Below are 23830 nucleotides of genomic sequence, written 5' to 3'. Positions count from 1 at the left end.
TACGTTCCGCGAGAGTAGGACGTTGCCGGGCAAATATTTATAAATGGATGCGATGAGCCGCACTCGAGACCTGTTAGGTCTCTTTTTTTTGTAATTTTTTAAAGTAGTCTATAGCCAGTTCCAATATTTCTAAAATGTAATTTCTCGTAAAAAGAATTGTTCTCTGATAATAATTCTATTCGAACAGAAGGATATTGTGCTAATAAATAGTCAATTAGTGCTTTAGCATATCCTTTCTTTCTATGACTCTTTGTAACGACAAGTTCTGTAATATATAATGTGACAGTTTCGTCTGTTAAGAATCTAGTATAACCAATAACCTTATTATTTACTTCTATTACAATAATATGAGATGTAATAAGCAATTGTTGGATTTTTTCAATACTGAATGTTTTCCAACCTTCTTGCTGAGCTATTTCATAAATAGATTGTATATCTGTGTCAATTGCATTTCTAATAAACATTTTACTCACTCCTTTTTTTAAGTATATCTTATTTTAATTATTACAGGAATGACGTTGGACTTTATCATTGATATAATGATAAAGACTAAAAATTAAGAGGTAGCCTTATGAATATTAATGAAAAATTAAAATCTCTAAATGATCATGATGCCATTTCACTACATGTTCCAGGGCATCATAATCATACAATTGGTTATTTAGATGAAATAAATCTTGCTATGGATATGACTGAAATAACTGGGCTTGATGATTTGCATCAACCAGAATCATGTATAAAGATGAGTATGTCTGAATTGAATAGGTATCCTGGTTATTATGGGCAGTATCTCGTTAATGGTACAACTGTTGGAATACTATCTGCAATTTATGCAGTGGCGCATTTAGAGGGGGAAGTATTAATTCCTAGAAATGCGCATAAATCAGTATTTAATGCTTTGAATTTGACGAAGCAAGATGCTAAGTTTATGCCTATGACAATATCAGATAAGACAAACCAGTATAACGGTGTAGCTTCATTAAGGGATTTAGATTTGAATCATATTAAACTAGCTGTTTTTACATATCCAAATTACTATGGTGAAACATTTGATATTGAAGAAAGTATTAAAATCTTAAAAGAACATCAAATTCCTGTATTGGTAGATGAGGCACATGGGGCACATTTTGGTATTAGTTCAAACTTCCCTAAATCATCTATGACATATGGTGCTGATATAGTCGTGCAGTCTTACCACAAGACGTTACCAGCCTTAACAATGGGTTCTGTTCTATATATGAGAGGAGATTTAGAAATAAAAGCAAATATTCAACAGTATTTGAAGATGTTACAAACATCTAGTCCTTCTTATCTCATTATGGCTAGTTTAGAAAGTGCGGAAAAATTCTATAAGCAGTATGATGATCAAAAATTCAAGCGCAATAGACAAACATTCATTGAAACGATGGAGAATGTTGGATTTGAAGTGGGCAGTCTAGAGGACCCTCTTAAATTAATTGTTTCTTATAGAGGATTAAGCGGATTTGAAATTCAAAAACTATTTGAAGATGTGCATATTTATGTAGAGTTATGTGATTATAAATTTGTGTTATTAGTCTTACCATTATGGCATGAATTAGATAAGTTCCCATTTGAAGATATGATTGATCGTGTTAGAAATATTAAAGTGAATGTTGAGCACCAACTTAAAGAAGAAGTACAATTTAAATTACCATACGAAACAGATAGTACAATGTATAAATACAGCGATATTGAAAAAACAAAAATGATGGACTTGAATACATCGTATGGCTATATTGCTGTGGAAGATATTGTGCCTTATCCACCAGGTATACCAGTCATTTTAAAAGGAGAAAATATTCGTAAAGAAATAGTGGATTCTCTTTTACAATGGCTTGATAGAGGTGGTAGAGTGGAAGGTATATTAAACAAGCAAATCAAGGTAAAGGATGAACAATAAAATGGGACGATTTATTACGTTTGAGGGTCCAGAGGGTTCTGGCAAAACGACGGTTATACATAAAGTTTATGAAAAGTTAAATCAAGATTATGATATTTTACTGACTAGAGAGCCAGGTGGTATCAAAATAAGCGAAGCGATTAGAAACTTGTTGTTAGATAGTGATGATGACATGGATGAAAGAACAGAAGCACTGCTCTTTGCTGCTGCTAGAAGACAACATTTAGTAGAGAAAATTTTACCTCAACTTAATAAAGGTGGAACGGTATTATGTGACCGATTTGTTGATAGTTCTTTAAGTTATCAAGGTTACGCACGTGAAATTGGGGTAGAAGAAGTTAAGGCAATTAATGAATTTGCGATTGATAACCTTTATCCTGATTTAACGTTATATTTTGATGTACCTGCTGAAGTTGGTTTAAATCGAATTAAAGATAATCAACGTAATGCGAATCGTTTGGATAAAGAAAAAATAGAATTTCATCACAAAGTTACAGATGGTTATAAAAAATTAATTGCTGAGTATCCAGATAGAATTAAAGTAATTGATGCGACGCAACCATTAGAAAAGGTTGTAGATGATGCATATTCTACGATAGTAAAATATCTGAAACAAGATTAAAATATGATATAATAAATAAAGAGGTGTTTAGATATGAAAATGGTAATAGCGATTGTCCAAGATCAAGATAGTCAAAACTTGTCAGAAGCACTTATAGAAAAGAATTTTAGAGCCACTAAACTTGCAACAACTGGTGGATTTCTAAGAGCTGGAAATACAACATTCTTATGCGGTGTCAAAGATGAACGTGTAGATGAATTATTACGTGTTATCGATGGAACTTGTGGTAATCGTGAACAACTTGTTTCACCTATCACACCAATGGGCGGTAGTGCGGATTCTTATATTCCTTACCCTGTAGAAGTTGAAGTAGGTGGCGCAACTGTATTCGTTATGCCAATTGAACAATTCCATCAATTTTAAGAACTGATGAGCTGCCGTTTGAGCAGCTTTTTTATTGCAAGGAGCGTAAAATATGCAATTAACCAAAGAGATTGATCATTTATTAAGTGCACAACAATTATCTCATGCCTATTTATTTGAGGGAGATAATATGTTTGAAATGAAATCTACAGCTTTATATTTTGCAGAACAAATATTATGTGAATCAGAACAAAGTTGTGTGGTTAAAGTTCAAAATTTTAATCATCCTGATTTTGTATATATTCAATCAGATGAAACAACGATAAAGAAACAACAAATAGAAGAATTACTCAGAAAAATGAATCAAAAACCTATCGAAAGCCAATATAAAGTTTACATTATTGAAGCTTTTGATAAACTAACAGTACAGGGTGAAAATAGTATACTTAAATTTTTGGAAGAACCACCTCCAAATACAATTGCCCTGTTACTGACAACCAAGAAAGATCAAATATTGCCAACTATACATTCAAGATGCCAACTTGTTCATTTTAAACCTGCATCTAAAGAAAATTATATAGAAGAATTAAAACTGTCTGGTATTTCTTCTGCAATTGCGCATACATTGAGTTTTGTTACTTCTGATAAAGAAGAAGCACTTGCTCTTACAGAAGAACAATTGTTTGTACAGCTTAGAAAAACTGTAACGAAACTTGCTGAATTGATGGTCAAAGATACACAGATGGCAATGATTTATTTGATCGATTGCATAAAAATTGCTAACACACGCCCGTTGCAGCAATTATTTTTAAATAGCTTGAATGCTTATTTTCAAGATTTATTACATGCCAAAATTCAAATAGATACGATAAAGGCATATCCAGATTTAGAAGTGGAAATTAGAGAGATCAGTCAATATTTATCTTTAAATGACATTTCGAATTATATACAAGTTATAACGGAAGCAAACCGTAAATTAGCGCAAAACGTTAATGCAACGTTAGTATTAGAACAAATGGTTATAAATGGGAAGAGGTGATTAAATGTATGAAATAATTGGTGTTCAATTCCAAAAAGCTGGGAAGAAAGAATACTTCTCACCAAATGGGGAACGTTTTAAAGAAAATGACTTAGTTGTCGTTGAATCTAAACGTGGTATTGAACTTGGTAAAGTTAAATTAACGAATCGCCATGTAGGCAAAGATGATGTTGTCTTACCATTGAAAGAAGTTATCCGTCATGCGACAGAAGCTGATATTCAAAAATATCAAGATAATTTAAAGGATGCAGACGATGCTTTGGCATTATGTAAAGAGTTGGTAGCGACTCACGAACTTAATATGCGACTTGTTAATTGTGAATATACATTAGATAAAAGTAAAGTCATCTTTAATTTTACAGCTGATGATAGAATAGATTTCCGAACTTTAGTAAAATCTTTAGCATATGAATTAAAAACACGAATTGAGTTACGACAAATTGGTGTGAGAGACGAAGCGAAATTACTTGGCGGTATTGGTCCATGTGGTCGTTCGTTATGTTGTTCAACATTTTTAGGTGATTTTGAACCTGTTTCAATCAAAATGGCTAAAGATCAAAACTTATCATTAAATCCAACTAAAATATCAGGTGCTTGTGGTCGTTTAATGTGTTGTTTAAAATACGAAAATGACTATTATGAAGAAGTTAGAAATGAATTACCTGATATTGGTACAACTGTTGTGACGCCAGAGGGTGACGGCAAAGTTGTCGGATTAAATATTTTAGATATAACAATGCAAGTTAAAGTGAAAGGTTTCGAACAACTCTTTGATTATAAACTTGATGAATTACTTGAAGTCCATTCATAAGGGAGGATTATATTGTGAATAGGGACGAGTTGTTTGAAACGATTATGACATTAGAGAATGAACTTAAGCAAATTAATGAACATATGGAAAAGTTGAAAAACCAGGCAGTTGAATTAGTCGAAGACAATGTTGCCCTTCAAATGGAGAATGAAAGTTTGAAGCGTGTAATGGAAACAAGTGAAGACAATCAACAGAAAAAGCCAAACAAGAAATTAAAGCCACTTCAAAGTAAAGATAACTTAGCTATGTTATATCATGAAGGTTTTCATATTTGTCGAGGAGAATTGTTTGGTAAACACAGACAAGGACAAGATTGTTTATTTTGTTTAGAAGTGTTGAATAGATAATAAGAAAATCAGGCATGTTATATGCCTGATTTTTTTAAGTGAGGTGTTTAAGTGCTGAATTCGGGAGAAAGACTCGACCAATTATTAAGAGAAGAATTTGAAATTATTCAAAATGATGATGTGTTTTCATTTTCAACAGATGCATTGTTATTAGGAGATTTTACAAAGGTACGAAATAAAGATAAAGTAATAGATTTATGTTCTGGTAATGGCATTATTCCTTTGTTATTGGCACACAAATCTCAAGCTAGTATTGAAGCGGTAGAAATTCAAGAGGCTTTAGTGGATATGGCTAAACGAACGATAGCTCATAATCAATTAGAAGACCAAATATCTATTAGACAAATGGATTTGAAGAATGTATCAACCTCATATCATCCTTCAACATTTGATGTTGTAACGGTAAACCCACCTTACTTTAAAGAAAATCAACAAATACAACATCAAAAAGAAGCACATAAAATTGCGAGACATGAAATATACTGCACATTAGATGATGTTTTAAAAGCAAGTAAGCATTTGTTAAAGCAAGGTGGTAAACTTGTAATGGTCCATAGAGCGGAAAGACTGATGGATGTCTTAAGCGCATTTCGACAATATAAAATCGAGCCTAAAAGATTAAGAATGGTATATAGTACACCTAACAAGAAAGAAGCGGTTACGATTTTAGTTGAAGGTAGAAGTGGTGGCCAAGCAGGATTGAAAGTTGAACAGCCATTTTATATTTATGATGAAAATGGAGATTATTCAAAAGAAATGAAGGTTGTATATTATGGTTAACCATTATACATATATATTAGAGTGTAAGGATCAAACATTATATACTGGTTATACGACAGATTTAGACAGAAGGTTAAAAGTCCATAATGAAGGTAAGGGTGCTAAATATACTAAAGTGAGACGTCCTGTTAAACTTGTATATCATGAGACATTCGATAATAAATCCGAAGCTTTAAAACGAGAATATGCTTTAAAACAGTTAAGTAGAAAACAAAAATTAGCGCTTATTAAGGAGGGGTAATATGTCTATATTATATTTAGTAGGAACCCCAATCGGAAATTTAGAAGATATCACTTATCGTGCGGTTAGAATGTTAACAGAAGTCGATTATATCTTTTGTGAAGATACACGTGTTACAGGCAAGCTTTGTCAGCATTATGAAATACAAACGCCTCTTAAGTCTTACCATGAACATAATAAAGATAAGTCTTCTGAGCAAATATTGAGGTTATTAGAAGAGGGCAAAGATATTGCGCTCGTTTCTGATGCAGGCTGCCCTTGTATAAGTGATCCTGGTTATGAACTTGTGAATCAAGTTAGGGATAATGGTTATCGTGTTGAAACGATTCCTGGACCTAATGCGGCTATTACGGCATTAATGACAAGTGGATTACCATCATGTAAATTTGTATTTTTAGGATTTTTACCTAGACATGCGAAAGAGAAACATGATGTATTGGAAAAATGGATGACGAGAGAATCAACGTCTATGATTTATGAGTCACCTTATAGAATTAAACAAACGGTACAAGCAATAGCTGAAATAGATCCAGAAAGAAAAGTAGCAATTGGAAGAGAACTTACTAAGAAATTCGAACAAGTGGAAACGAATCAAATAAAGGTCATTGAAGAAATGCTATCAGATGAGCGTATACCTCAAAAAGGTGAGTTCGTCATCTTGATTGAAGGTGTCGATGAATCGACACAAGTGGATCATTGGTGGGAAGACTTGGATCTCGTTCAACATGTCGAAATTTATATAAATGAACATCAAATGAGATCTAAAGATGCAATTAAACAAGTAGCAGTAGATAGAAATATGAAAAAAAGAGATGTATACGAAGCGTATCATATTGACGAATAAACAAAAAAAGGAAATTTAAAGTAAACGATGTACTTTAAATTTCCTTTTTTTATATGCAGCTTTTATTATTTTGATTTTTTCTCAATCTCATTAATTAGTTGCTGAGCGCCTTCTTTACTTAAGACAATTTTACCATCAGCTAAAACAAAATTGTCTTCAGAAACATCTCCAGTAACTTGACAAGTCATGTTAGGTGAGTATTTCTTTAAGATAATTTTATCGTCATCTGTATAAATTTCTAAAGCATCTTTCTCAGCAATGTCTAATATGCGTCGTAATTCGATAGGAATTACTACACGGCCTAGTTCATCTACTTTACGCACGATTCCAGTTGATTTCATCTTTTTACCTCCGTTTAATAAAACCATAATTATCTAATTCGACATTCATTCGACAATTATATAAATAGTATACTAATATGAATTGAAGAAAATGTCAATATAACAATATATTGCATACGTTTAAATTTTGAAATATAAAACAATTGTTATCTCTATACCATAATCAGGTAATATTGAAAAAATGCTTAATTTTCGGTATATTATATAGATAAGATATTAGGAGGAAACGCTGATGACGAAAGAGACTTTTTACATTACGACACCGATTTATTATCCGAGCGGGAATTTACACATAGGTCATGCGTATACTACGGTTGCTGGTGATGTAATTGCTAGATATAAACGGTTACAAGGCTATGATGTTCATTATTTAACTGGTACAGATGAACATGGTCAAAAAATACAAGAAAAAGCTAAAGAAGCGGGCTTATCTGAAATAGAATATTTAGATGGCATTATTAAAAGTATCCAATCTTTATGGAAGAAATTAGACATCTCTAATGATGATTTTATTCGAACTACTGAAGAAAGACATAAACAAGTTGTCGAAAAAGTCTTCGAAAAGTTATTAGCACAAGGTGACATATACTTAGGTGAGTATGAAGGTTGGTACTCAATACCAGATGAAACATATTATACTGAAACACAACTTGTCGATCCAGTTTATGAAGATGGCAAAATCGTCGGTGGTAAGAGTCCTGATTCAGGTCATGAAGTAGAACTTGTGAAAGAAGAAAGTTATTTCTTTAAATTAGATAACTATGCTGATCGTTTACTTAAATTCTTCGATGAAAATCCGGAATTCATTTTACCGATTTCTCGTAAGAATGAAATGATTAACAACTTTATTAAACCTGGTCTAGAAGATTTAGCGATTTCTAGAACAACTTTTGATTGGGGTATTAAAGTACCTTCTAATCCTAAACACGTTGTGTATGTTTGGATTGACGCACTTGTGAACTATATTTCTGCGTTAGGTTATTTATCAGATGACGATACGTTATTTAAAAAATATTGGCCAGCAGATGTGCATTTAATGGCTAAAGAAATCGTTCGATTCCATTCAATTATTTGGCCAATCTTATTGATGGCTTTAGACTTACCTTTACCTAAACGTGAATTTGCTCACGGTTGGATCTTGATGAAAGACGGTAAAATGAGTAAATCTAAAGGTAATGTTGTAGATCCGAACGTCTTAATTGATAAATACGGCTTAGATGCAACAAGATACTATCTCATGAGAGAATTACCATTTGGCGCAGATGGTGTATTTACGCCTGAAGCATTCGTTGAAAGAACAAATTACGATTTAGCTAATGACTTAGGTAACTTAGTAAATCGTACAATAGCAATGGTTAATAAATACTTTAATGGCGTACTTCCTAAATATAAAGGTAAATTACACCCATTAGATGAAGAGATGGAACAAATGGCTTTAGATACTAAAGATAAATTCTATTCATCAATGGAAAACATGCAATTCTCAGTTGCTTTAGCAGAAGTTTGGAAGTTGATTAGTCGTACAAACAAGTATATTGATGAAACAACACCATGGGTATTAGCTAAAGATGAAAATGAACGTGAAATGCTAGAAAATGTCATGATTCACTTAGTTGAAAACATTAGATTTGCAGCAGTATTATTACGTCCATTCTTAACACATGCACCATATGAGATTTTCCGTCAATTAAACTTGGAAAAAGGTAAACTTGATACATTTGAAAGTATTGAACAATATGGCGCTATTGATCAAGATATTAAAGTGATTGAAAAACCTGAGCCTATTTTCCCTAGATTAGATGTAGAGCAAGAAGTGGCATTCATCAAGGATTCTATGCAAGGTGGAACGACTGCAGAACCATCTGAAGAAGAAGCTGAAACTGCTGAGGAAGAAGTAGTACCATCTAAACCAGAAATTACAATTGATCAATTTGATAAAGTAGAAATCAAAGCTGCTACTGTTACAGGTGCAGACTATGTGAAAAAATCAGATAAACTTTTAAAAATAAAAGTAGATTTAGGTAACGAAAAGAGACAAATTGTTTCAGGTATAGCTGAATTTTATAAACCTGAAGATATTGTTGGTAAAAAAGTAGCGGTCGTTACGAACTTAAAACCAGTCAAATTACGTGGTGAATTATCAGAGGGTATGATTTTATCAGCTGAGAAAGACGGCACACTTACTTTAGTAGGTTTACCAAATGCAATACAAAACGGATCTATCATTAAGTAAAGTACTGAAAGGAAGATTCGAATGTTAATAGATACACACGTCCATTTAAATGCGGATCAATACGATGAAGATTTACAAGAAGTAATCGATCGAGCTTTGGAAGAAGGTATCGATAGAATGTTCGTCGTTGGTTTCGACACGAACACGATTGAAAGAACAATGAAATTAATAGACCAGTATGATTTTATATATGGCATTATAGGTTGGCATCCTGTTGATGCAATTGATTGTACGGAAGAACGTCTACAATGGATTGAAGAATTGTCTAAACACCCAAAAATCATCGGTATAGGTGAGATGGGATTAGATTATCACTGGGACAAGTCACCTAAAGATATCCAAAAAGAAGTATTTAGAAAGCAAATCGCATTAGCTAAACGTGTTCAACTACCGATCATTATTCATAATAGAGAAGCAACTCAAGATTGCGTTGATATCTTAAAAGAAGAAAATGCAAGTGAAGTTGGCGGCATTATGCATAGTTTCAGTGGCTCAAACGAAATAGCTGATGAAATACTCAAAATGAATTTCTATATTTCATTGGGTGGACCTGTCACGTTCAAAAATGCGAAACAACCAAAAGAAGTAGCTCAACATGTACCTTTAGATAGGTTACTTGTTGAAACAGATGCACCATACTTATCACCTCACCCTTATAGAGGGAAAAGAAATGAGCCTGCACGTGTAAAACTTGTTGCAGAACAAATTGCTGAATTACGTGGTATTTCTTACGAGGAAGTATGTAAAGCTACTACAGAAAATGCTGAAAGATTATTTAAATTATAAAATATGATGCCCCAAAACGGTTGTTTTGGGGCATCTTTAAAGAAGGAAATGAATATGAAGATAAATGAATTTGTTGTTGTTGAGGGACGCGATGATACAGTTAATGTTAAAAGAGCAGTAGATTGCGATACGATAGAAACAAATGGCTCAGCAATATCAAAAGAAACACTAGAAGTTATAAGACAAGCGCATGAAAAACGTGGTGTCATTGTATTAACCGACCCAGATTTCCCAGGTGATAAAATTAGAAATACAATCAAGCAGTATATCCCTAGTGTGAAACATGCATTTATACCAAGAGATAAAGCTAAAAATAAAAGAGGGAAAATAGGCGTTGAGCATGCCTCAATTGAAACAATTAAAGATGCACTTACAAATGTAAGTTCTCCATTAGAAGCGGACATTGAAACAATTGATAAAGCAGTCTTAATTGATCTTGGATTAATTATAGGACCAGACGCTAGAAGAAAACGCGAAATACTATGCAGTAAATTAAATATAGGCCATTCAAATGGCAAACAATTGCTAAACAAATTAAATGCCTTCGGTTATACTGAGAAAGATGTAAAAGAAGCACTGGGATATAAAGAGGAGTGACACGATGAACGATAAAGATATAGCAACACCTAAACGTACAAAAGCGTTATTAGATCAATATGGATTTAAATTCAAAAAGAGTTTAGGTCAGAACTTTTTAATCGATACAAATATTATTCAAAAAATTATTTCTGCTAGTGATATAGATGAGCATACAGGTGTTATTGAAGTTGGACCAGGAATGGGTTCACTTACTGAACAATTAGCGAGAGCTTCAAAGAAAGTATTGGCTTTTGAAATTGATCAAAGATTAATACCTGTATTAGAAGATACGTTAAGTCCATATGACAATGTAACAGTTGTAAATGAAGATATATTGAAAGCCAACGTCAAAAAAGAAATTGAAACGCACTTAAAAGACTGCGATAAAATTATGTTGGTTGCCAATTTACCTTATTACATTACGACGCCTATATTGATGAATTTACTAGAAAATGATTTACCAATAGATGGCTATGTTGTCATGATGCAAAAAGAAGTAGGAGAACGCTTAAACGCTGAAGTAGGTAGTAAAAGTTATGGTTCATTATCAATAGCTTGTCAGTATTACACTGAAACTGAACGTGTTTTAGTCGTCCCGAAGACTGTCTTTATGCCACCACCGAATGTTGATTCAATCGTTATTAAATTAACGAAACGTATTGAACCGATCGTCGAAGTAGATGATGAGAAACTACTATTCAAGCTTTCAAAAGGTGCTTTCGGACAAAGACGAAAAACAATTTTGAACAATTATATTAATACAATTAAAGATGGCAAACTGCATAAAGATGAAATCGTCGAATGGCTAAATGCTTCAAACATAGACCCTAAGCGACGTGGTGAAACGCTAACAATACAAGAATATGCACATCTTTGTAACAATTTGAAAAAATACCCGAATTTATCTGTGTAAATATATTGACATTGCTTTATCAACTTGATAAAATTTAAATTTTATTTGACAAAAATCCACTTTCGTAGTATAATTTTATCTATAGCGAGGTGGGTCAATATGCCGAAGACTTTAGTAGACATCAAAAAAATATTGGAATGTCAATTAGGAAATCGTATTGTACTTAAAGCTAATGGAGGACGTAAGAAGTTAATTGAGCGAAGTGGCGTGCTTAAGGAAACGTATCCATCAGTTTTCGTGGTCGAATTAGATCAAGAGAAACATAATTTTGAGCGTGTATCTTATACATACACTGATGTATTAACTGAGAATGTCCAAGTAACTTTTATGAATGAACATAAAGAGGAATTCATCGTTCAATAATTAAAGGTATTTAATAAAAAACTCTACGCGATATGACTGTGATATGGCGTAGGGTTTTTTATTATGCCAAAAAATAGAATAAAGCTAATACTTTCTAACTTTTATTTATGGTAAAATCATAATAATAAGTTTTAGAGAGGGCAAGTATATGATTTATGAAACTGCACCAGCAAAAATTAATTTAACATTAGATACGTTATATAAACGTGAAGATGGGTATCATGAAGTGGAAATGATTATGACGACCATCGACTTGAATGACCGATTAACATTTGAGTGTAGAGACGATGGGGAAATTATTATTGATGTAGAACATAATTTTGTACCAAGTGATCATAGAAATTTAGCTTATAAAGCAGCAAAGTTGATGCAAGATAGATACAATATTGAAAAAGGTGTGAAGATTTCATTAGAAAAAAGCATACCGATTTCAGCAGGTTTAGCTGGTGGGTCAAGTGATGCAGCCGCTACTTTTAGAGGTTTGAATGAATTATGGGGGATTAACGAATCTTTAGAAACATTAAGTGAGTTGGCTTCGGAAATTGGATCAGATATTTCGTTTTGTATTTATGGAAAAACTGCTTTATGCCAAGGTAGAGGTGAGAAAATTACGCACTTACCTAAACCACCTTCAGCATGGGTTGTTATCGCGAAACCAGATATAGGTGTTTCAACGCCTGAAATATACGGCGCATTAGATTTGGAAAACAAGGAAGAAGTACAAACACAAGCGTGTCTTAAAGCAATCGAAAATAACGATTATGCCACAATGTGTCAGTCGCTTGGCAACAGCCTTGAAAAAGTTACAATGCAGCTGTATCCAGAAGTTGAGAAATTGAAGAATACTATGAGTAATACTGGTGTAGATGCTGCTTTAATGAGTGGTAGTGGCCCGACTATATATGGCTTTGTTCAAAAAGAAAGACAAGCTAAGCAAGTATATAATGCTTTGATGGGATGTTGTAACGATGTATACATCGCGAGACTGCTCGGATAGCTTTGAGGAATGCGAACGATTATAGTATAATTAGGCTTAAAATACGGAATAGAGATTGGAGTTTTATAAATGAGGTTTAAACGAAGTGAAAGAATCGTTTATATGACACAATATTTATTGAAACATCCGAACGAGTTAGTGCCGTTGACTTATTTTGTGAATCATTTTGGTCAGGCAAAGTCGTCTATTAGTGAAGATATACAAATTATTAAAGAAACGTTTACTGCTGAGAGACTTGGTATTATAGAAACGACTGCCGGTGCAAGTGGCGGCGTAACTTACCGACCTAAAATGTACGTCGAAGAAGCACGTGAATTGATTGAAAAATTGTGTGAATTACTAAAAGAAAAAGAAAGACTGTTGCCAGGTGGCTATTTATTTATGTCAGATTTAGTAGGGAATCCTAAACTATTAAATCAAGTAGGGGAATTAATCGCTACAATGTACATGGATGAAGAACTTGATGCGGTAGTTACAATAGCAACAAAGGGTATTTCTTTAGCAAATGCCGTGGCGAAAGTGCTTAATTTGCCAGTTGTGGTTATAAGAAAAGACAATAAAGTAACAGAAGGATCTACAGTATCGATTAACTATGTGTCTGGGTCTTCTAGAAAGATTGAGACAATGGTTTTATCAAAAAGAACATTGCCTGAATATTCGAATGTATTGATTGTTGATGACTTTATGAGAGCAGGCGGATCTATTAATGGTGTAATCAATTTGATGAATGAGTTTAAAGCTACAGTAAAAGGGGTATCAGTACTTGTAGAATCAAAAGAAGTTAAACATCGATTGATTGAAGATTATACATCTTTAGTTAGGTTATCTGACGTAGACGAGTACAATCAACAATTTTCAGTAGAAGAAGGCAACTGTTTAAAAAGATTTAATTAAAAGGAGAGTAATCAACATGAAAAGTATTAACGCAACAAACGCTCCAGAAGCTTTAGGACCATATTGCCATGCAGTAGTAGTAGATAGTTTAGTATTTACTTCTGGTCAAATACCATTAAATCAACAAGGTGAAGTCGTTTCTGAAGATGTCAAAGAACAAACTAAGCAAGTACTAGAAAATTTAAAAGTCGTACTTCAAGAAAGTGGCGCATCTTTAGATAGTGTCGTTAAATCTTTAATTTTCATAAAAGATATGAACGATTTCCAAGACATCAATGCCGTATACGGCGAATATTTTAATGAACATTTGCCTGCTAGAAGTTGTGTGGAAGTTGCACGTTTACCGAAAGATGTAAAAGTTGAAATCGAAATGATTGCAAAAATAAATAACTAACTTCAATTAATATGATGCTGCTACTTTAAATAGACAAAACAGGGGGCACACAAATCATGAAGGTAACAGATGTGAGATTAAGAAAAATTCAAACGGATGGAAGAATGAAAGCATTAGTTTCTATAACATTAGATGACGCTTTTGTTATTCACGACTTAAGAGTAATCGAGGGAAATTCAGGACTGTTTGTGGCTATGCCTAGTAAGCGTACGCCAGATGGGGAATTTAGAGATATTGCTCATCCCATTAATTCTGAAATGAGACAAGAGATTCAAGAAGCGGTTATGAAAGTATATGATGAAACAGATGAAGTCATTATTCCAAAATCAGCTCAAGAAGCCTCAAATTCAGAGGATAGCGATGAAGCATCAGACAGTGAAGAAGAATAACGATATTTAAAGTACTCAGCTCACGTATATTGATAAACAGTAGTTAAAATCTTGTGATTTTAACTGCTGTTTTTTTATATGTCATGATAATGGCTTTGTTAATAAGGAAACGTTTACTTGAACTCTTTCTTGATACTATGCGGTCAATTAAATTATAATAGACTAAAGTGTGTATAAATGGAGGTATTTGCAATGCAAAAATATGCAGTTGTATTAGCTGCTGGTAAAGGTACAAGAATGAAATCTAAACTTTACAAAGTACTACATACAGTAGCTGGAGAAGCAATGGTTCAACATGTTATAGATAGCGTGAAAAATGCAGGTGTTGATAAAGTCGTAACAGTTGTTGGGCATGGTGCTGAAAAAGTCAAAGAAACAATCGGTCATGCATCTCAGTTTGTACATCAAGAAGAACAATTAGGAACAGCACATGCAGTAAAGAGTGCTAAGGATATATTAGGTACTGAAAAAGGCACAACAATTGTTGTATGTGGAGACACACCATTAATCAGTGACGAAACAATTAAAAACTTATTAGATTTTCATGAGTCTGAAAGTGCAGTAGCAACTGTCTTGTCTGCAAAAGTTGATAACCCGTTTGGTTACGGTAGAATCATTCGTGATGAAAATGGTTTGGTTTCTGGAATTGTCGAACAAAAAGATGCTTCTTCTGCTGAAGCTGAAGTTAATGAAATAAGTTCTGGTATATTTGCTTTCGATAACGAAAAGTTGTTTGAAACACTTGAAAAAGTAAACAATGATAACGCACAAGGTGAATATTATTTACCAGATGTGATTCGCATCCTAAAAGAAGAAAATGAAAAAGTTTCTGCTTTTATTACGAACGATGTTGACGGCATTATGGGTGTGAATGATAGAGTGCAACTTGCGAAAGCGGAACAGAAAATGAAAGAACGTATCAATCATCAACATATGCTAAATGGCGTAACATTTATTGATCCAGCTACAACTTATATCGGGAAACAAGTCGTAATTGGTGAAGATACAGTTGTAGAACCAGGTGTAAGACTTTCTGGCACAACAATTATAGGAAAAAATGTTACGATAGGAATGAATTCTGACATCAAAAATAGTAGAATTAAAGATGATGCTACAATTAAACAATCTGTTATTACAGATTCAGTTGTAGGCGAAAACGCTACAGTAGGACCATTTGCACAATTAAGACCAGGTTCTGAACTAGGCAAAGATACGAAAATTGGTAACTTTGTTGAAACTAAAAAGGCTGTCTTAAAAGATGGCGCTAAAGTTTCACACTTAAGTTATATCGGAGATGCAGAAGTAGGTGCAAGAACAAATATTGGTTGTGGTTCTATCACTGTAAATTATGATGGCGTGAATAAATTCCGTACGGTTATAGGAGATGATGCATTTATTGGATGTAATTCAAATCTAGTTGCACCAGTAGAAATTGGAGATGGATCATTCATAGCAGCAGGGTCAACAATTACAGATGATGTACCAAATGAAAGCTTGGCGCTAGGTCGCGCTAGACAAACGACTAAAGAAGGATATTATAAAACGAAATAAAAGGAGCCGTCAAAACATGAGTCAAAATGATATCGGAGGAACAGAAATGTTGAACACTGAATATAAGAACTCTTCATTAAAAATATTTTCGCTTGAAGGTAACCAACCATTAGCGCAAGAAGTTGCCAATTTAGTAGGGATTCCATTAGGTAAATCTACAGTTAAGAGATTTGCTGATGGTGAAGTTCAAATTAATATTGAAGAAAGTATCCGTGGTTGTGATGTGTTTATTATTCAACCAACATCAAACCCAGTGAATGAACACTTGATGGAATTATTAATTATGATTGATGCTTGTAAACGTGCATCTGCAGCAAATATTAATATTGTAATGCCTTATTACGGTTATGCAAGACAAGACCGTAAAGCTAGAAGCCGTGAACCAATCACTGCTAAACTTGTGGCAAATATTATTGAAAAAGCTGGCGCAAGCAGAATGATAGCACTTGATTTACATGCACCTCAAATTCAAGGGTTCTTTGACATACCGATTGATCATTTAATGGGCGTACCAATTTTATCAAATTACTTCTTAGAAAAAGGTTTAGATCCTGAATCAACAGTTGTTGTTTCACCTGACCATGGTGGCGTAACAAGAGCGCGTAAAATGGCTGACCGTCTAAAAACACCTATCGCTATTATTGATAAACGTCGTCCGAAACCAAACGTAGCAGAAGTTATGAATATTGTTGGAGATATTAATGGTAAGACTGCCATCATTATCGACGATATTATTGATACAGCTGGAACAATTACATTAGCAGCAGATGCACTTGTTAAAAAAGGTGCGAAAGAAGTATATGCTTGTTGTACACACCCTGTATTATCAGGACCAGCAAAAGAACGTATCGAAAATTCTCAAATTAAAGAATTAGTTGTTACAAACTCAATTCAATTACCAGAAGATAGAAAACCTGCAAACGTTAAAGAATTGTCTGTAGCAGAATTATTAGCACAAGCAATTGTTAGAGTATATGAACAAGAATCTGTTAGTGTGCTATTTGATTAATTTATAATATTCGTGTATAATAACAAACGGTTCATTTTTATGGACTAAATAACCACTTACAAGCAGCAATTGTTGTTGATGGGTAAGTGTAGGAGCGCATATCGCGCATAAATGAAAGGTGGAAAAGATAATGGCTTCATTAAAGTCAGTTATCCGTCAAGGTAAACAAACTCGTTCTAGTTTACGTAAATTAAGAGCTTCAGGTATTATCCCAGCAGTTGTATATGGTTACGGTGCTAAAAATACATCTGTTAAAGTTGATGAAGTTGAATTCATCAAAACAATTCGTGAAGTTGGACGTAACGGCGTTATCGAATTAGGTGTTGGTTCAAAAACAATCAAAGTTATGGTTTCAGATTATCAATATGATTCTCTTAAAAACCAAATCACTCACGTTGACTTCTTAGCTATCAACATGAAAGAAGAATTAACTGTAGACGTACCTGTAGTATTAGTAGGTGAATCAGTTGGTGCTTCTGAAGGTGGCGTAGTTCAACAACCATTATTCGACTTACAAGTTACAACTACTCCAGATGCAATTCCTGAAAATATCGAAGTTGATATTACAGAATTAGCTATTGGTGATAGCTACTTAGTAGGCGACTTAGATGCAACTGATAAATACACTATCGAAAACGATAAAGAAGAAGCAGTTGTAACAGTAGTTCCTCCAACAGAAGAACCTGCTGAAGATGCTGAAGAAACTGCAGCTGAAGAAGCTGATGCAGTAGCAGAAGAAGAAGCTGAAAAAGAAGAAGCAGAAGAAGAAGAAAAATAATATTTTTTAAATCTTCAACCCAACACATTTGTGTTGGGTTTTTTTATTTAAGTATAGATAGATGAAATAAATCACAAAAATGCTATAATATATACTTAGTATTAATATGGAGGTTACAACATGAAATGTATTGTTGGACTTGGAAATATCGGAAAGAAATATGACCTTACGCGTCATAATATTGGCTTTGAAGTAGTTGATAAATTGCTTGATCGTCACCAATTAGACTTAGATAAACAAAAATTTAAAGGCGCATATACAATAGGGCTTATAAATGGAGAGAAAGTAATGCTTATTGAGCCTATGACTTTCATGAATTTATCAGGTGAAGCTGTAAGACCACTAATGGATTATTATAATATAGATATAGAGGATCTAGTTGTACTCTATGATGACATGGACCAGTCTCAAGGTCATTTGAGACTACGTCAGAAAGGAAGTGCTGGTGGTCATAACGGTATGAAGTCTTTAATTCAACATTTAGGGACAGACCGTTTTAACCGTATTAGAATCGGAATTGATCGTCCTACAAATGGCATGAGTGTACCGAGTTATGTGCTTCAAAAGTTCTCTGATGATGAAATGATTACAATGGAAAAAGTAATCGATCGCGCAGCAGATGCTTGTGAAGCTTTAATTAAAGGCGAAACTTTTCAGAATGTGATGAACCAGTATAATGGTGAAGTAATATGAAACACGTTATCCATGAAATCATACAAGCAGACGAACGATTTCAAGAATTAACGCAAATATTTGGAGAAAAGAACATACTCATAACAGGACTGAATCAGTCGAGTAAAGCGCTACTTATTTTAGAACAATATCTTAAAAACGATAAACAACTCGTTATCGTAACAAATAACTTGTATCAGGCGGATAAATTAGAAGCGGATATTCTTCAATTATTACCACCTGATGAAGTATTTAAGTTTCCTGTACAAGATATTATGATAGAAGCGTTCTCGACGCAAAGTCCCGATTTAATGAGTGAACGTATCAGAACATTAACCCAGCTTGCTCAAGGCAAGAAGGGCTTATTTATCGTGCCTATAAATGGCTTGAAAAAACAATTAACACCGAAGCACATTTGGAATGAACATTATAAATCAATTCAAATAGGTGATGATATTGATTTAGATGTATGGGCTAATCAATTGATTGATATGGGTTATAAGAGGCAATCGTTAGTATCAGCAGTTGGTGAGTTCTCGATTCGTGGTGGGTTGATTGATATCTATCCAGTAACTGGAGATCCTGTTCGAATTGAATTGTTTGATACTGAAGTAGACGGTATGAGATTGTTTGACGTTGAAACGCAACGCTCTTTAGGTAATGTTGAACAAGTTGAAATTACAACGGCTAGTGATTATATTTTTACAAGTGAACAAATCAGCCAACTTCCAGAACGTATGGAAGAAGCATATGAAAAAACAAGACAACAACTAGCTACAGAAATGCGTCCCGACTTAAAAGATACGTATCAAACGATATTGATGCAAAGTGATGAATTGAAAGATCATCAAATTTTAAGACGTGTGATTTCGTTTATGTATGATGAAGTCACAACTTTAACAGATTATTTTGCAGATGATGCACTTGTTGTTGTAGACGAATATAATCGAATTAAAGAAACTGAACATTCATTAGACGTTGAAATCGAAGAATTTACGCAATCGCTAATAGAATCAGGACAAGGATTTATTGGCCAACGTTTTATTTCAGAACATGCTTTTACAGAACTGTTACATCAACATAAAATCGCATATTTCACTTTATTTACTGCAAGTATGCCAGTTGAAATTGAAGAGATGGTGAAATTCTCATGTAAACCTGTTCAAAGGTTCTATGGACAATACGACATTATGCAATCAGAGTTTGATCGCTTTATGAAACAAGGATTCACAGTCGTATTATTAGCAGAATCTGAAACGAGAAAGTCTCGTATTCAAAGTATGTTAAACGACATGAAAATTCCAACTGTTATAGATAGGGTAGAACAAGTCGGTGACCGAGGACAAGCTGTCGTAACAGATGGCGCGCTGTCTGAAGGGTTCGAATTACCTTATATGAAACTTGTCGTCGTGACAGAAAAAGAACTTTTCAAAGCACGTGAAAGAAAACAATCTAAAAGAAGACAAAAGTTATCTAATGCTGAAAAAATAAAATCTTATCAAGAATTGAATGTGGGAGATTATGTTGTACACGTACATCATGGTGTTGGTAAATATTTAGGTGTTGAAACATTAGAAGTATCCGGCATTCATAAAGATTATATTAAAATTCAATACAAAGGTACCGATCAATTATTTGTACCAGTTGATCAAATGAATGATGTTCAGAAGTTTGTTGGATCAGATGATAAAGAGCCAAAGGTGAATAAACTTGGCGGTACAGAATGGAAAAAGACAAAAGCTAAAGTTCAAAAAAATGTGGAGGACATTGCGGATGAACTGTTGAAACTTTATCAAGAGAGAGAACAAGTTGAAGGTTATCAATACGGTCCGGATACTGAAGAACAAATGACATTTGAAATGGACTTTCCATATGAACCTACGCCTGACCAAGTCACTTCTTTAGAAGAAATTAAAGCAGATATGGAAAAAAGAAGACCGATGGATAGACTGCTTTGTGGTGATGTTGGATATGGTAAGACTGAGGTAGCAATAAGAGCTGCATTTAAAGCAGTCTTGGAAGGTAAGCAAGTAGCCGTGCTCGTACCAACAACGATTCTTGCCCAACAGCACTTTGAAACATTCAGAGAACGTATGCAAGAATATCCAGTAGAAATTCAAATGATGAGTAGATTTAGAACGCCTAAACAAGTTAAAGAGACGAAAGCCGGTATCAAATCTGGATTTGTAGACATTGTTGTAGGTACACATAAATTACTAAGTAAAGATGTTGAATATAAAGATTTAGGATTATTAATCGTCGATGAAGAACAAAGATTTGGTGTGAAACATAAAGAAAGAATTAAAGCATTAAAGACAAATGTAGACGTTCTTACTTTAACTGCTACACCAATTCCGAGAACGCTTCATATGAGTTTATTAGGTGTTAGAGACTTATCTGTTATTGAAACACCACCTGAAAACAGATTCCCTGTTCAAACGTATGTATTAGAACAGAATATGAGTTTTGTTAAAGAAGCACTAGAACGTGAACTTTCACGTGGTGGACAAGCATTCTATTTATATAACCGCGTGCAGTCTATATATCAAAAGAGTGAACAGTTATCTATGCTCATGCCTAATGCGAGAATTGGTGTTGCTCATGGACAAATGACAGAACGAGAATTAGAAGAAACGATGTTGAATTTTGTCGATGGAGAATACGATATTTTAGTAACAACGACGATTATTGAAACGGGTGTCGATGTTCCAAATGCTAATACATTGATTATTGAAGATGCTAATAGATTTGGATTGAGTCAATTGTATCAGTTGCGTGGACGAGTAGGCCGTTCTAGTCGAATTGGTTATGCATATTTCTTACATGAACAAAACAAAGTACTGACTGAAGTTGCTGAGCAAAGACTGCAAGCTATTAAAGAATTTACAGAACTAGGTTCAGGATTTAAAATTGCCATGCGTGATTTGAATATTCGTGGTGCAGGAAACTTATTAGGTAGTCAGCAACATGGCTTCATAGATTCTGTAGGTTATGACTTATATTCTCAAATGTTAGAAGAAGCGGTTAATGTAAAACGAGGTATAGAACCAGAATCAGAAGTACCACAACTTGAAGTAGATATTAAAATAGATGCCTATATCCCTGCTGAATACATTAAGAATGAACAAGCCAAAATTGAAATGTACAAAAAATTAAGATCAATTACGACGCAATCTCAATTGGAAGATATTCAAGATGAACTAATCGATCGTTTTGGTGAATATCCTGTTGAAGTTCAGCGTTTATTAGATGTTGTGGAAGTAAGATTGAACGGTATTCACTTCGGTATTACAGAAATTAAAGAAGTCGCTAAAGTGATACAACTGACAGCTTCAGAATATACAACAAATCATTTAAAAGGTGATGTGTTGTTTAAAGTTACTGAACCATTAGGTAGAAAACTAAAAATAGCTGTTTCAGACAATCAAATGGTGTTTAAATTACAAAAATCAAAACAATGGTTAGACGACTTGAAATTCTTAACTAATGTGATCAATGAAAGTTTGGTAGACGATGACACAATCTAAACCCATTTTTAATAGTGTATTGTTGTTAACAGGCACGATGGTCATTGTTAAAATTTTAAGCGCAATTTATAGAGTGCCTTACCAAAATGTTTTAGGTGATGAAGGATTATATGCATATCAACAAGTATATCCGCTTGTTGCGATTGTGAGTGTTGTAAGTTTAAACGCGCTTCCTAGTGTCATGAGTAGCTGGATGATTCAACGTAAACAATCAGAAATAATAGGTATGTTCTGGTTTTTACAAATGACTTGTTTATTGATAAGTGTTGCTATATTTTTAAGTGCACAATTGATAAGTGGACTGATGGGTGACACGAACTTAACGCCTATGATTCGTATGGCGAGTTTAGCGCTAATACCACTTGTATTTATCTCAATGGTACGAGGGTATTATCAAATGAAACATCAGATGAACTTTATTGCCGTTTCACAGGTGATTGATCAAGTCGTTAGAGTCGGTGTGATTTTAACCGCGATTTTGCTGTTTGTTGGCTTTAATATTTCGATTTATCAAGCTGGCACAATCGCAATCAGTGGATCTGTATTGGGATTAAGTTGTATTGCAATTTACTTCTGGTTTAAAAGAAAACCTAGATTGAGATTTTCCTGGGAAATAAAGTTGAAAGACACTAAAAATATCGTGACGATGACAATTTTGTATGCCATTTCTTATTTGATATTGATCTTATGGCAAATTGTAGATTCATTTACGCTTATACATCTGTTGCAAGAGAATGGTTATAGCTTTCATGAGAGTATAAAAGTAAAAGGTGTGTTTGATAGAGGTGCTTCATTAATTCAGATGGGGCTTATCATCACAACGACATTTAGTTTTGTGCTTATTCCATTGTTAACAGAACATCTGCAAAAGAAAAATCATCAACTCGTGAATGAATATGCTAATACATCGTTAAAGATAACAGTCTTATTTAGTATGGCTGCCGCATTTGGCTTAATGAACTTACTGCCATTATTAAATACTGTATTCTTTAAGACGAATGAATTAATCGGCACGCTGAGCGTCTTTATGCTCGCAGTTGTATTCGTGACATTTATCATTATGTATACAGCGTTATTGCAAGTGAAATTAAATAGAAATATATTATTTATTGCGCTCATGATTGGTATGGTAACGAAATTGATCGGGAATTACTGTTTTGTACTGCAGTTTGGTATATTTGGTGCAAGTTTATCGACAGTCTTGTCGCTCGCTATATATACATTGATTTTGCATGTACGTGTGATGAAACTTTATCAATTTCAACGTATGGGTTTGTTTATGATTAAAGTAATCACTTTACTTGCGATCATGTCTGTATTTGTACAAGTGGTACTGCTCATTCCAACGCACACGAGAATGACAAGTTTATTAATTATGTTACTGGCAGGTATTGTTGGCGTAATGGTTGTCATAATAGGTATAATAAAAATGAAAATATTAATAAAAGACGAATGGAAACATTTGCCTTTAATGGATAAAATAATAAAGGAGTAAT

General features: G+C 33.7%; 26 protein-coding genes. 24 read left to right on the top strand and 2 right to left on the bottom strand.

Translation table 11 applies throughout. The annotated features are described in order from the left end of the window. Positions 1–98 precede the first annotated feature (98 nt). Positions 99–464 (bottom strand): GNAT family N-acetyltransferase, encoded by a 366-nt coding sequence (locus LQ686_RS10325; protein WP_239733311.1) that lies wholly within the window; start codon positions 462–464, stop codon positions 99–101. A gap of 107 nt (positions 465–571) precedes the next feature. On the opposite strand from LQ686_RS10325, the gene LQ686_RS10320 reads away from it, so the two are divergent. Genes LQ686_RS10320 through rsmI form a run of 9 tightly spaced genes read left to right on the top strand, consistent with a single transcriptional unit; the run spans position 572 to position 6908 of the window. After that, positions 572–1921 (top strand): aminotransferase class I/II-fold pyridoxal phosphate-dependent enzyme, encoded by a 1350-nt coding sequence (locus LQ686_RS10320; RefSeq protein WP_107590959.1) that lies wholly within the window; start codon positions 572–574, stop codon positions 1919–1921. Between the two features lies 1 nt (position 1922). Further along, positions 1923–2543 carry a dTMP kinase gene (tmk, locus tag LQ686_RS10315; protein WP_025905588.1) on the top strand — a complete coding sequence of 207 codons (621 nt, stop codon included), beginning with the start codon at positions 1923–1925 and terminating at the stop codon, positions 2541–2543. A 33-nt stretch (positions 2544–2576) separates the two neighbouring features. Further along, positions 2577–2906, top strand: coding sequence for a cyclic-di-AMP receptor (locus LQ686_RS10310; protein ID WP_025905587.1), 330 nt, complete (start codon positions 2577–2579; stop codon positions 2904–2906). A 52-nt stretch (positions 2907–2958) separates the two neighbouring features. Then, the gene (locus LQ686_RS10305; RefSeq protein ID WP_025905586.1) at positions 2959–3885 is read left to right on the top strand and encodes a hypothetical protein; all 927 of its coding nucleotides are present in this window, start codon (positions 2959–2961) and stop codon (positions 3883–3885) included. A 4-nt stretch (positions 3886–3889) separates the two neighbouring features. Further along, entirely contained in the window at positions 3890–4696 is an 807-nt protein-coding gene (locus LQ686_RS10300) for a PSP1 domain-containing protein (protein WP_025905585.1), read from the top strand. 14 nt (positions 4697–4710) lie between these two features. Continuing rightward, the gene (yabA, locus tag LQ686_RS10295; RefSeq protein ID WP_025905584.1) at positions 4711–5043 is read left to right on the top strand and encodes a DNA replication initiation control protein YabA; all 333 of its coding nucleotides are present in this window, start codon (positions 4711–4713) and stop codon (positions 5041–5043) included. 51 nt (positions 5044–5094) lie between these two features. Next, positions 5095–5823, top strand: coding sequence for a tRNA1(Val) (adenine(37)-N6)-methyltransferase (locus tag LQ686_RS10290; protein WP_119475316.1), 729 nt, complete (start codon positions 5095–5097; stop codon positions 5821–5823). Continuing rightward, positions 5816–6064, top strand: a complete 249-nt coding sequence (locus LQ686_RS10285) for a GIY-YIG nuclease family protein (protein ID WP_025905582.1) — start codon at positions 5816–5818, stop codon at positions 6062–6064. Before LQ686_RS10290 ends, LQ686_RS10285 begins: the two co-directional genes overlap by 8 nt. 1 nt (position 6065) lies before the next feature. Continuing rightward, positions 6066–6908 carry a 16S rRNA (cytidine(1402)-2'-O)-methyltransferase gene (rsmI, locus tag LQ686_RS10280; protein ID WP_239733310.1) on the top strand — a complete coding sequence of 281 codons (843 nt, stop codon included), beginning with the start codon at positions 6066–6068 and terminating at the stop codon, positions 6906–6908. Between the two features lie 65 nt (positions 6909–6973). Here rsmI and LQ686_RS10275 read toward each other — a convergent pair whose 3' ends face one another. Next, complete coding sequence (locus LQ686_RS10275) at positions 6974–7249, bottom strand: AbrB/MazE/SpoVT family DNA-binding domain-containing protein (protein WP_025905580.1); 276 nt, start codon at positions 7247–7249, stop codon at positions 6974–6976. Positions 7250–7481: 232 nt separating this feature from the next. On the opposite strand from LQ686_RS10275, the gene metG reads away from it, so the two are divergent. From metG to LQ686_RS10200, 15 genes are all read left to right on the top strand, one after another. Beyond that, a complete protein-coding gene (metG, locus tag LQ686_RS10270) occupies positions 7482–9482 on the top strand; it encodes a methionine--tRNA ligase (RefSeq protein WP_025905579.1) in 2001 nt (666 codons plus the stop codon). Positions 9483–9503: 21 nt separating this feature from the next. Further along, positions 9504–10268, top strand: coding sequence for a TatD family hydrolase (locus LQ686_RS10265; RefSeq protein ID WP_025905578.1), 765 nt, complete (start codon positions 9504–9506; stop codon positions 10266–10268). A 54-nt stretch (positions 10269–10322) separates the two neighbouring features. After that, entirely contained in the window at positions 10323–10865 is a 543-nt protein-coding gene (gene rnmV, locus LQ686_RS10260; RefSeq protein ID WP_037590321.1) for a ribonuclease M5, read from the top strand. A gap of 4 nt (positions 10866–10869) precedes the next feature. After that, positions 10870–11760 (top strand): 16S rRNA (adenine(1518)-N(6)/adenine(1519)-N(6))-dimethyltransferase RsmA, encoded by an 891-nt coding sequence (gene rsmA, locus LQ686_RS10255; RefSeq protein WP_025905576.1) that lies wholly within the window; start codon positions 10870–10872, stop codon positions 11758–11760. A gap of 99 nt (positions 11761–11859) precedes the next feature. Next, positions 11860–12123, top strand: coding sequence for a biofilm formation stimulator Veg (gene veg / locus LQ686_RS10250; RefSeq protein ID WP_025905575.1), 264 nt, complete (start codon positions 11860–11862; stop codon positions 12121–12123). 148 nt (positions 12124–12271) lie between these two features. Next, a complete protein-coding gene (gene ispE / locus LQ686_RS10245; protein WP_025905574.1) occupies positions 12272–13120 on the top strand; it encodes a 4-(cytidine 5'-diphospho)-2-C-methyl-D-erythritol kinase in 849 nt (282 codons plus the stop codon). Between the two features lie 69 nt (positions 13121–13189). Continuing rightward, a complete protein-coding gene (gene purR, locus LQ686_RS10240) occupies positions 13190–14014 on the top strand; it encodes a pur operon repressor (protein WP_025905573.1) in 825 nt (274 codons plus the stop codon). Between the two features lie 16 nt (positions 14015–14030). Continuing rightward, on the top strand, positions 14031–14408 hold the full coding sequence (locus LQ686_RS10235) for a RidA family protein (RefSeq protein WP_025905572.1): 378 nt from the start codon (positions 14031–14033) through the stop codon (positions 14406–14408). Between the two features lie 56 nt (positions 14409–14464). Next, complete coding sequence (spoVG, locus tag LQ686_RS10230; protein WP_037590328.1) at positions 14465–14797, top strand: septation regulator SpoVG; 333 nt, start codon at positions 14465–14467, stop codon at positions 14795–14797. A gap of 192 nt (positions 14798–14989) precedes the next feature. Continuing rightward, positions 14990–16348 carry a bifunctional UDP-N-acetylglucosamine diphosphorylase/glucosamine-1-phosphate N-acetyltransferase GlmU gene (gene glmU / locus LQ686_RS10225; RefSeq protein ID WP_239733308.1) on the top strand — a complete coding sequence of 453 codons (1359 nt, stop codon included), beginning with the start codon at positions 14990–14992 and terminating at the stop codon, positions 16346–16348. A 46-nt stretch (positions 16349–16394) separates the two neighbouring features. Further along, on the top strand, positions 16395–17357 hold the full coding sequence (locus tag LQ686_RS10220) for a ribose-phosphate diphosphokinase (RefSeq protein ID WP_048541971.1): 963 nt from the start codon (positions 16395–16397) through the stop codon (positions 17355–17357). A gap of 130 nt (positions 17358–17487) precedes the next feature. Beyond that, positions 17488–18135, top strand: a complete 648-nt coding sequence (locus LQ686_RS10215) for a 50S ribosomal protein L25/general stress protein Ctc (protein WP_025905568.1) — start codon at positions 17488–17490, stop codon at positions 18133–18135. A 120-nt stretch (positions 18136–18255) separates the two neighbouring features. Next, positions 18256–18828 (top strand): aminoacyl-tRNA hydrolase, encoded by a 573-nt coding sequence (pth, locus tag LQ686_RS10210; protein WP_048541954.1) that lies wholly within the window; start codon positions 18256–18258, stop codon positions 18826–18828. Next, positions 18825–22334 (top strand): transcription-repair coupling factor, encoded by a 3510-nt coding sequence (gene mfd / locus LQ686_RS10205; protein WP_119489573.1) that lies wholly within the window; start codon positions 18825–18827, stop codon positions 22332–22334. Before pth ends, mfd begins: the two co-directional genes overlap by 4 nt. Then, entirely contained in the window at positions 22321–23829 is a 1509-nt protein-coding gene (locus tag LQ686_RS10200; RefSeq protein WP_025905565.1) for a polysaccharide biosynthesis protein, read from the top strand. Before mfd ends, LQ686_RS10200 begins: the two co-directional genes overlap by 14 nt. The last annotated feature ends 1 nt before the right edge of the window (position 23830 follow it).

This window comes from Mammaliicoccus sp. J-M41 (assembly GCF_022385935.1).
Lineage (GTDB): Bacteria > Bacillota > Bacilli > Staphylococcales > Staphylococcaceae > Mammaliicoccus > Mammaliicoccus sciuri_A.
This window is presented reverse-complemented; position numbering and strand designations above follow the sequence as displayed.

Coding starts and splice junctions, on each gene's coding strand:
- tmk (WP_025905588.1), top strand. CDS start 1,923: ATGGGACGATTTATTACGTTTGAGGGTCCAGAGGGTTCTGGCAAAACG.
- LQ686_RS10265 (WP_025905578.1), top strand. CDS start 9,504: ATGTTAATAGATACACACGTCCATTTAAATGCGGATCAATACGATGAA.
- rsmA (WP_025905576.1), top strand. CDS start 10,870: ATGAACGATAAAGATATAGCAACACCTAAACGTACAAAAGCGTTATTA.
- LQ686_RS10220 (WP_048541971.1), top strand. CDS start 16,395: ATGTTGAACACTGAATATAAGAACTCTTCATTAAAAATATTTTCGCTT.
- pth (WP_048541954.1), top strand. CDS start 18,256: ATGAAATGTATTGTTGGACTTGGAAATATCGGAAAGAAATATGACCTT.
- LQ686_RS10320 (WP_107590959.1), top strand. CDS start 572: ATGAATATTAATGAAAAATTAAAATCTCTAAATGATCATGATGCCATT.
- spoVG (WP_037590328.1), top strand. CDS start 14,465: ATGAAGGTAACAGATGTGAGATTAAGAAAAATTCAAACGGATGGAAGA.
- ispE (WP_025905574.1), top strand. CDS start 12,272: ATGATTTATGAAACTGCACCAGCAAAAATTAATTTAACATTAGATACG.
- LQ686_RS10200 (WP_025905565.1), top strand. CDS start 22,321: ATGACACAATCTAAACCCATTTTTAATAGTGTATTGTTGTTAACAGGC.
- rnmV (WP_037590321.1), top strand. CDS start 10,323: ATGAAGATAAATGAATTTGTTGTTGTTGAGGGACGCGATGATACAGTT.
- purR (WP_025905573.1), top strand. CDS start 13,190: ATGAGGTTTAAACGAAGTGAAAGAATCGTTTATATGACACAATATTTA.
- LQ686_RS10285 (WP_025905582.1), top strand. CDS start 5,816: ATGGTTAACCATTATACATATATATTAGAGTGTAAGGATCAAACATTA.
- LQ686_RS10235 (WP_025905572.1), top strand. CDS start 14,031: ATGAAAAGTATTAACGCAACAAACGCTCCAGAAGCTTTAGGACCATAT.
- mfd (WP_119489573.1), top strand. CDS start 18,825: ATGAAACACGTTATCCATGAAATCATACAAGCAGACGAACGATTTCAA.
- LQ686_RS10275 (WP_025905580.1), bottom strand. CDS start 7,249: ATGAAATCAACTGGAATCGTGCGTAAAGTAGATGAACTAGGCCGTGTA.
- LQ686_RS10215 (WP_025905568.1), top strand. CDS start 17,488: ATGGCTTCATTAAAGTCAGTTATCCGTCAAGGTAAACAAACTCGTTCT.
- LQ686_RS10310 (WP_025905587.1), top strand. CDS start 2,577: ATGAAAATGGTAATAGCGATTGTCCAAGATCAAGATAGTCAAAACTTG.
- veg (WP_025905575.1), top strand. CDS start 11,860: ATGCCGAAGACTTTAGTAGACATCAAAAAAATATTGGAATGTCAATTA.
- LQ686_RS10305 (WP_025905586.1), top strand. CDS start 2,959: ATGCAATTAACCAAAGAGATTGATCATTTATTAAGTGCACAACAATTA.
- metG (WP_025905579.1), top strand. CDS start 7,482: ATGACGAAAGAGACTTTTTACATTACGACACCGATTTATTATCCGAGC.
- LQ686_RS10300 (WP_025905585.1), top strand. CDS start 3,890: ATGTATGAAATAATTGGTGTTCAATTCCAAAAAGCTGGGAAGAAAGAA.
- glmU (WP_239733308.1), top strand. CDS start 14,990: ATGCAAAAATATGCAGTTGTATTAGCTGCTGGTAAAGGTACAAGAATG.
- rsmI (WP_239733310.1), top strand. CDS start 6,066: ATGTCTATATTATATTTAGTAGGAACCCCAATCGGAAATTTAGAAGAT.
- LQ686_RS10325 (WP_239733311.1), bottom strand. CDS start 464: ATGTTTATTAGAAATGCAATTGACACAGATATACAATCTATTTATGAA.